We start from the raw sequence: 7,330 nt of genomic DNA, 5'->3' as shown, positions 1-7,330 counted from the left end.
CGCTGACGCTAGGCGGCATCGCCACCGCCGCCGGCGCGCTGTACGGCCGCCGCGCCGCGGCCTGGGGCGCCATCTTGCTGCTGGGCTGTCTGGGCCTGTCCATGCGCGCCCACCAAATGATCACCGACACCGCGCTGCTCGCCGGCATGGCCTGGGGCCTGGCCGGCATGGTGCTGCTGCGCCGGCGCGCGGTGCTCGGCGGAGTGCTGCTGGGGCTGGGCGGCGCGGTATCCTTCTTGAGCAAGGGCCTGCTCGGCCCCGGCTGCCTGGGCCTGAGCGCCTTGTTGCTGCCGCTGCATCCGGACTACCGCAACCGCGGCTACCTGAAGGGACTGCTGATCGCCGCGCTGGTGGGCTTGCCGCTGCCCGCACTGTGGGTGCTCAAGCTGTACCAACGCGACCCGGCGCTGTTCCAGCTATGGTTCCAGGTCAATAACTTCGGCCGCTTCAACGGCAGCGCCCACCTGGGCCCCAAAGCGCCCAAGCTGTTCTACGCCCGCACCCTGCCGTGGTACGGCATTCCGGTGCTGCCGCTGGCGCTATGGGGCTTGTGGCGCGGCCGCCGGCAATGGACCCGCGCCTGGCCGGCGGCGCCGGCGCTGTGCTGGCTGGTGACACTGGGCGTGCTCTCCCTCGCCGGCGACGCCCGCGAACTATACGCAATGCCGCTATTGCTCCCCCTGGCGCTGCTGGCCGTCACCGGTCTGCAGGCCGGCGGCCATGGCCGCGCCTGGAGCACGCTGTCACTGCTGCCCTTGCTGCTGAGCCTGGCGCTGAGCGCGTTGCTGCTGGCCGTGGCCTGGGTGTTGTCCACCGGCGAACCCACGCAATGGGCCAAGGTGATCCTGCATCGCAAATTCACCGATTGGCAGCCAAGCTGGCATCCATGGACCTGGCTGGCCTATGGCCTGATCGCCGGCGGCGTGATCTGGCTATGGCGGCGGCTGCCGGCCAATACCGCTCCCGGCTTCGCCTGGCGCTGGAGCCTGACCATCGTGCTGCTGTGGGGCGGACTGGCCACGCTGTGGCTGCCGGCGCTGGACCACGGCATGCGCTACCGCGAGACCTTCGCGCCGCTGCGCCCGGTATTCGCCGACATCCGCGCGCAAGGCGGCTGCGTCGCCAGCATGGGCTTGGGCGAACCACAGCGCGCGCTGCTGGATTATTACGCCGATTACCACACGCTGCGGCTGGAAAGCAGCCCGCAAGCCGGCCAATGCCAGTGGCTGCTGGTGCAAACCCTGCATGACCAACTACCGGCCTTTGCCGCCACGCTGACACCGTTGCGGAGTTTTCAGCGCCCGGGCGATGTCAAGGAACGCTTCCGCCTCTACCGGCTGGAACAGCCGCTGGAACGCTTGCAGACCCCCGGCAAATAATTCCAATTGACTTGATTTCACACGAAATAGTCACACTTAGTCACAATTTGCCCAACATTCATTAACAATTGGCGGCCCGGCATCACGTAGCCTTAACCCTTTTTTGTTTGAGGTTATGGTATGTCGGCGCTGAACGCGGTGGATTTATTCTGGTCCTTGGCCAGCGGGCGCTTTTCCCGCAAAGACGGCTTCGACGAAGGGAAGAATCGCTGCAAATTCGCGCTGCGCGGCTTGCTGACGCTGCCGTGGACACTGCGCTGGCTGGACACTTGGCGCCAACAGCCCGCGCTGCGGCAACATCTGCAGGCCAACCCGCGGCTGGCCTGCAAGCTGCACCGCCCCTATCTCTACCGCTCGCTGAGCCAGGGCGGCAAACTCGCCGCGCTCTGCACCCATTACCAAGCGCTGGCGGAACGGATTTCACCGGCCGCCTATCGCAGCCTGCTCGATGACGCCGGCTTGATACTGGCCGAGCTCAATGGCAAGAACGATGCCGAGATCAAGGTGCGGCTGACCCACCAGCACAGCTTCGACAAGGAGGGTGAGCTGTCGCTGCAAATCTGCAATGCCGACGATGTCGCCATCGCCACGCTGACCTTCACCATCGCCCGCCGCCACGACGACATCGCCATCATCATCGGCGGCCTGCAAGGTCCACGCAAACCTCATGGCGCCGACGCAGTGCATCAACTTACCAAGCAAAGCCACGGCTTGTTTCCCAAGCGCCTGGCGGTGGAAGCCTTGATCGCCCTGGCGCAGGAAATCGGCGCGAAGCAAGTGCTGGCCGTCAGCAAATGGCAGCACATCTATAGCTCCTGGCGCTATCGCCGTCACTTCTTTGCCGACTACGACAGCTTCTGGGACACCTTCGACGCCCAAGCCACCGCTTGCAAACGCTTCTTCAGCCTGCCGCTGCAGCTGCCACGCAAACCGCTGAGCGAGATCGCCAGCAAGAAGCGTGCGGAATACCAACGCCGCTACGCGCTGCTGGATGAACTGGCGTCACAGAGCCGCCACGCGCTCACGCGCCAGGCCGCCGCAGGCTGAACGCCGGTTCGGCGCGGCTGAAATCATCGCCGCCCAGCTTGCCCACCAAGGCCAGCGCATCGGAATGCAGCCGGCCGTCGCGCCAGGCCTCATCCGCCACATGCACGTGGCGCACTTCGCCCAGCACCAGATTGCCGGCCCCGGCGCCCTGGCCCAAGGCCAGGCACTGACTGAGCACGCACTCGAAACGCAGCGGCGCCAGCTCCACGCCGGGCGCCTTCACCTGGCGGCTGCGCGCCTTGCCGACGCCGGCGAGATCGAACTCGTCCACCTCCGCCGCATACGGACCGCAGCTGACGTTCATCGCTTCCGCCAGCCGTTCCGACACCACATTGACCACGAATTCGCCGGTGGCGCGGATATTGGCCAGCGTGTCCTTTTCGCCGCCGGCGGCCGGCGTCAGAATGCTCAAGGCCAACACCGGCGGGCTGACGCTGGCGACGGTGAAGAAGGAAAATGGCGCCAGATTGGCCACGCCGTGCAAATCCTGGGTACTGACCCAGGCGATGGGGCGCGGCTGCACGCTGCCCACCAGTAAGGGATACACCGACTCCGCCGGCAAGGCGCTGATATCGCAATCCATTTTCTTTCCTCCTTGATGCCATCATTCTAATGCTGCATAGCAGCAAAATACCAGCCCGCAATGCAGTACCCGACGATGGTGTCACGGCGGCTCGACGGGTAAAATGGCGCGATGAACTCACCTCGTTTTATCCATCTGCGCCTTCATTCGGAATTCTCCATCACCGACGGCATCGTGCGCCTGGATGACGCCATCAAGCGCGCCATACAGGACAAGATGCCGGCGGTGGGCATGTCCGATCTGATGAACATCTTCGGCATGGTCAAGTTCTACAAGGGCTGCCGGGACAAGGGCATCAAGCCCATCGTTTCCTGCGACATCTGGCTGGAAAACGAGGATGACCGCGACAAGCCATATCGCATGATGCTGACGGTGAAGAACCGCCAAGGCTATGGACGCTTGTGCGAACTGCTGGCCGATGCCTACACCCACAACCAGTACCGCGGCCGCGCCGAAATCAAGCGCGCCTGGCTGGAAAACGGCGACAACAGCGGCCTGATCTGCCTGTCCGGCGCCCATCTGGGCGATGTCGGCCAGGCGCTGCTGCAAGGGCAGCGCGATGAGGCTCGCAGGCGAGCCGAATACTGGGAGCGCTGCTTCCCCGACAGCTTCTACCTGGAGCTGCAACGCCTGGACAATCCGCAAGTGGAGCACGCCCTGCAGGCCTCGCTATGGCTGGCCGGCGAAACCAGCCTGCCGGTGGTGGCCACTCATCCCATCCAGTTCATGGACCCGGACGATTTCAAGGCCCATGAAGCTCGAGTCTGCATCGCCGAAGGCTTCACCCTGGGCGACAAGCGCCGGCCGCGCAGTTTCGAGGAGAACCAATACTTCCTGTCCACCGAGCAAATGCTGGAGCGCTTCGCCGACATTCCCGAAGCGCTGGAAAACTCGGTGGAAATCGCCCGCCGCTGTAATATCAGCGTGCAGCTGGGCAAGAACTATCTGCCGCAATTCCCCACCCCGGATGGCATGACGCTGGACGACTACCTGATCCACCTGTCCGAGCAAGGCCTGGAGGAGAGGCTGGAGAAGCTCTACCCGGACCCGGAAGTCCGCGCACAAGAGCGCCCTCGCTACGACGAGCGCCTGAAGATCGAGTGCGACACCATCGTCCAGATGGGCTTCCCTGGCTACTTCCTGATCGTGGCCGACTTCATCAACTGGGCCAAGAACAATGGCTGCCCGGTGGGCCCCGGCCGCGGCTCCGGCGCCGGCTCGCTGGTGGCTTACAGCATAGGCATCACCGACATCGACCCGCTGGCCTATGCGCTGCTGTTCGAGCGCTTCCTCAACCCCGAGCGGGTATCGATGCCCGACTTCGACATCGACTTCTGCCAGGACAATCGTTACCGCGTGATCGAATACGTGCGCCAGAAATACGGCGCCGAGGCGGTATCGCAGATCGCCACCTTCGGCACCATGGCGGCCAAGGCGGTGGTGCGCGACGTCGGCCGGGTGCTGGACCTGCCCTATATGTTCTGCGACGGCGTCTCCAAGCTGATTCCGGCCGCGCCCGGCAAGCAGTACTCGCTGGACGACGCGGTGGAAATGGAACCGGTGCTGCGCGAACGCCTGGAAAACGAGGAAGAACTGCGCGAGCTGTGGGAACTGGCCAAGAAGCTGGAAGGCCTGACCCGCAACATCGGCATGCACGCCGGCGGCGTGTTGATCGCGCCGGGCAAGATCACCGACTTCTGCCCGATGTATCAAGCCAGCGCCGACGGCGCGGTGCCGGTGTCGATGCTGGACAAGGACGATGTGGAAAAAGTCGGCCTGGTGAAGTTCGACTTCCTGGGCCTGCGCAACCTGACCATTATCGAACTGGCGGTGCGCTACATCAAAGACCTGGACCCCGCCTTCGACACCGACCTGAATCTGCTCGAGTTCACCGATCAAGCCGCCTACAAGGTGCTGCAGCAAGCCAATACCACCGCGGTGTTCCAGCTTGAATCGGACGGCATGAAACGGCTGCTGGAAAAACTGAAGCCCGACCGTTTCGAAGACATCATCGCTGTGCTGGCCCTGTACCGTCCGGGCCCGCTCGGCTCCGGCATGGTGGACGACTTCATCCTGCGCAAGGCCGGCAAGCAAGAGGTCGACTACTACCACCCAGACCTGCAGGCCTGCCTGGACCCGACCTATGGCGTGATCGTCTACCAGGAACAGGTGATGCAGATCTCGCAGATCATAGGCGGCTACACTCTGGGCGGCGCCGACATGCTGCGCCGCGCGATGGGTAAGAAAAAGCCGGAGGAAATGGCCGAGCACCGCGGCAAGATCGCCCAGGGCGCGGCGACCAAGGGCTACGATCCCAAGTTGGCCGAGATGCTGTTCGACCTGATGGCCAAGTTCGCCGAGTACGGCTTCAACAAATCGCACACCGCCGCTTACGCGGTGGTGTCCTACCAGACCGCCTGGCTCAAGGCTCATCACACCGCGGCCTTCATGGCGGCCACCATGTCCTCGGAATTGGACAACACCGACCAGCTCAAGGTGTTCTACGACGACAGCGTGGACAGCAAGAACAAGCTGATCTTCCTGCCCCCAGACGTCAACCAGAGCTACTACCGCTTCGTGCCCGTGGACCGCAAGCACATTCGCTACGCGCTGGGCGCGATCAAGGGCACCGGCGAGGCCGCTGTCGATCACATCGTCGCGGTGCGCGCCGAATCCGGCCCGTTCAAGGACCTGTTCGATTTCTGCCGCCGCACCGACAAGAAAATCGTCAACAAACGCGTGATCGAAGCGCTGATCCGCGCCGGCGCTTTCGACAGCATCGAGCCGAACCGGGCCAAACTGTTCGGCAATGTCGGCCTGGCGATGGACGCCGCCGAACAGGAACACGCCAATGCCAACCAGGGCGGCCTGTTCGACATGTTCGGCGACGACGTCGCCCCCAGCGTGGAAATGGTGGAGATCAAGCCCTGGAACGATGCGGTCAAGCTGGCGGAGGAAAAGCTGGCCATCGGTTTCTACCTGTCCGGCCACCCTTTCGCCGCCTACGCCAAGGAAATCCGCGGTTTCATCAAGACGCCGCTATCGCGGCTCAGCCCGCGCAAGGAGCCGCAGCTGTTGGCCGGCTTCGTCACCGGCATCCGCGTCAAGGTGGGCAACCGCGGCAAGATGGCCTTCGTGCAACTGGACGACGGCAGCACCAAACTGGAAGTCAGCCTGTTCGCGGAAAGCTTCGAAGCCAACCGCAGCCGGCTGAAGGACGACGTGGTGCTGGTGATAGAAGGCAAGGTCAGCGAAGACAACTTCTCCGGTGGCCTGCGCATCATCGCCGACAAGGTCTACGAGCTGGGCGAGGCGCGCAGCCGCTACGCGCGCAGCTTGTCGCTGCAATTGGCCGGCAAGGTCGATGTCAGCAAGCTCAAGGCCCAGTTGCACCCGTTCCGTAGCGAGGATGCCGGCTGCCCGGTACGCATCCACTACAATAACGGCGCCGCCAGCGGCGACCTGATGCTGCCGCCGCCCTGGGGCGTGCGGCTGGACGACGGCCTGCTGCTGTCCTTGCAGGATTGGCTGGGCTCAGACAAGGTGAAGGTCATGTGGTAAGCCACCCTGAGCCGTTCAATAGCCGCGCGCCCGCGCGGCTTTTTTACGCCCGCGCTTTGCAAGCGCCGGACATTGCAGTAGGCTTGCCCGCTCCACAGCACTCATGGACAAGGATGTTTTCACGATGACGGCACGCCCGGCGCAACTCCCGGACCTCGCCCCGGTCTTCCAGATCGAGCAGGCGGTATTCGGCCAGCACATCTACCCCGACTTCTTCTTCCGTCAGGCCCACGATCTGTGGCCAGACCTGTTCTTGGTCGCGCCAGGCGCGCAAGACGGCGAATTGGGCGGCTACATCATTGGCGCGCCGGGCAGCGGGCAAGGCGAGTTCTGGATCATGTCTCTGGCGGTACACCTACATTGCCGCGGCCAGGGCACCGGCAAGCAATTGCTGCAGACGCTGCTGCAAGCGCTGCGGGCGCGCCAGGCCAGCCATGCGAAACTGACCGTGCACCCCGACAACCCCGCGGTTCGGCTGTACCAGCAACTGGGCTTCACCATCATCGAGCATCAGCCGCACTACTTCGGCAAGGACGAACCACGCTTGCTCATGCGCGTGGATTTCTAAGAACCTGTTCAAAGTCTACGTTGCTTCAACCGTTTTCGCCTTGTCTCGCTCTTGCTCGCGGGAGCGTAAACAGACTCTAAACTTCACGATCAAGCGCCGCTCGCGGCGCTTTTTTATTGCCGGCATGTCCAATGCCCAAACGCAACAAAGCCTCCCCGAGGGGAGGCTTCCGTGTCGGCGTTTCCACCGCGC

The 7,330-nt window shown here is 63.8% G+C and carries 5 protein-coding genes; 4 read left to right on the top strand and 1 reads right to left on the bottom strand.

Annotated features, from left to right (window positions below; translation table 11 throughout):
• Together LQT98_RS03200 and LQT98_RS03195 are read left to right on the top strand one after the other, a co-directional pair.
• The coding region (locus LQT98_RS03200; RefSeq protein WP_231461099.1) for a hypothetical protein at positions 1-1,379 on the top strand (1,379 nt) is incomplete at its 5' end.
• Between the two features lie 120 nt (positions 1,380-1,499).
• Complete coding sequence (locus LQT98_RS03195; protein ID WP_231461098.1) at positions 1,500-2,426, top strand: VirK/YbjX family protein; 927 nt, start codon at positions 1,500-1,502, stop codon at positions 2,424-2,426.
• Here LQT98_RS03195 and LQT98_RS03190 read toward each other — a convergent pair.
• The gene (locus tag LQT98_RS03190; protein WP_048408253.1) at positions 2,401-3,009 is read right to left on the bottom strand and encodes a flavin reductase family protein; all 609 of its coding nucleotides are present in this window, start codon (positions 3,007-3,009) and stop codon (positions 2,401-2,403) included. The two genes, LQT98_RS03195 and LQT98_RS03190, sit on opposite strands and share 26 nt — an antisense overlap.
• A 111-nt stretch (positions 3,010-3,120) precedes the next feature.
• Here LQT98_RS03190 and dnaE point away from each other — a divergent pair, with 111 nt between their 5' ends.
• Positions 3,121-6,570 carry a DNA polymerase III subunit alpha gene (gene dnaE, locus LQT98_RS03185; protein WP_048408254.1) on the top strand — a complete coding sequence of 1,150 codons (3,450 nt, stop codon included), beginning with the start codon at positions 3,121-3,123 and terminating at the stop codon, positions 6,568-6,570.
• Between the two features lie 124 nt (positions 6,571-6,694).
• Positions 6,695-7,138 carry a GNAT family N-acetyltransferase gene (locus tag LQT98_RS03180; protein WP_231461097.1) on the top strand — a complete coding sequence of 148 codons (444 nt, stop codon included), beginning with the start codon at positions 6,695-6,697 and terminating at the stop codon, positions 7,136-7,138.
• Positions 7,139-7,330 lie beyond the last annotated feature (192 nt).

The sequence above is a fragment of the Chromobacterium aquaticum genome, from assembly GCF_021129195.1.
In the GTDB taxonomy this organism is placed as follows: Bacteria; Pseudomonadota; Gammaproteobacteria; order Burkholderiales; family Chromobacteriaceae; genus Chromobacterium; species Chromobacterium aquaticum.
The sequence above is the reverse complement of the archived record's forward strand: the minus strand, read 5'-3'. Positions and strand labels throughout refer to the sequence as shown.

Excerpts from the sequence above, each read along its gene's own strand:
- LQT98_RS03195 (WP_231461098.1), top strand. The coding sequence starts at position 1,500 with ATGTCGGCGCTGAACGCGGTGGATTTATTCTGGTCCTTGGCCAGCGGG.
- LQT98_RS03190 (WP_048408253.1), bottom strand. The coding sequence starts at position 3,009 with ATGGATTGCGATATCAGCGCCTTGCCGGCGGAGTCGGTGTATCCCTTA.
- dnaE (WP_048408254.1), top strand. The coding sequence starts at position 3,121 with ATGAACTCACCTCGTTTTATCCATCTGCGCCTTCATTCGGAATTCTCC.
- LQT98_RS03180 (WP_231461097.1), top strand. The coding sequence starts at position 6,695 with ATGACGGCACGCCCGGCGCAACTCCCGGACCTCGCCCCGGTCTTCCAG.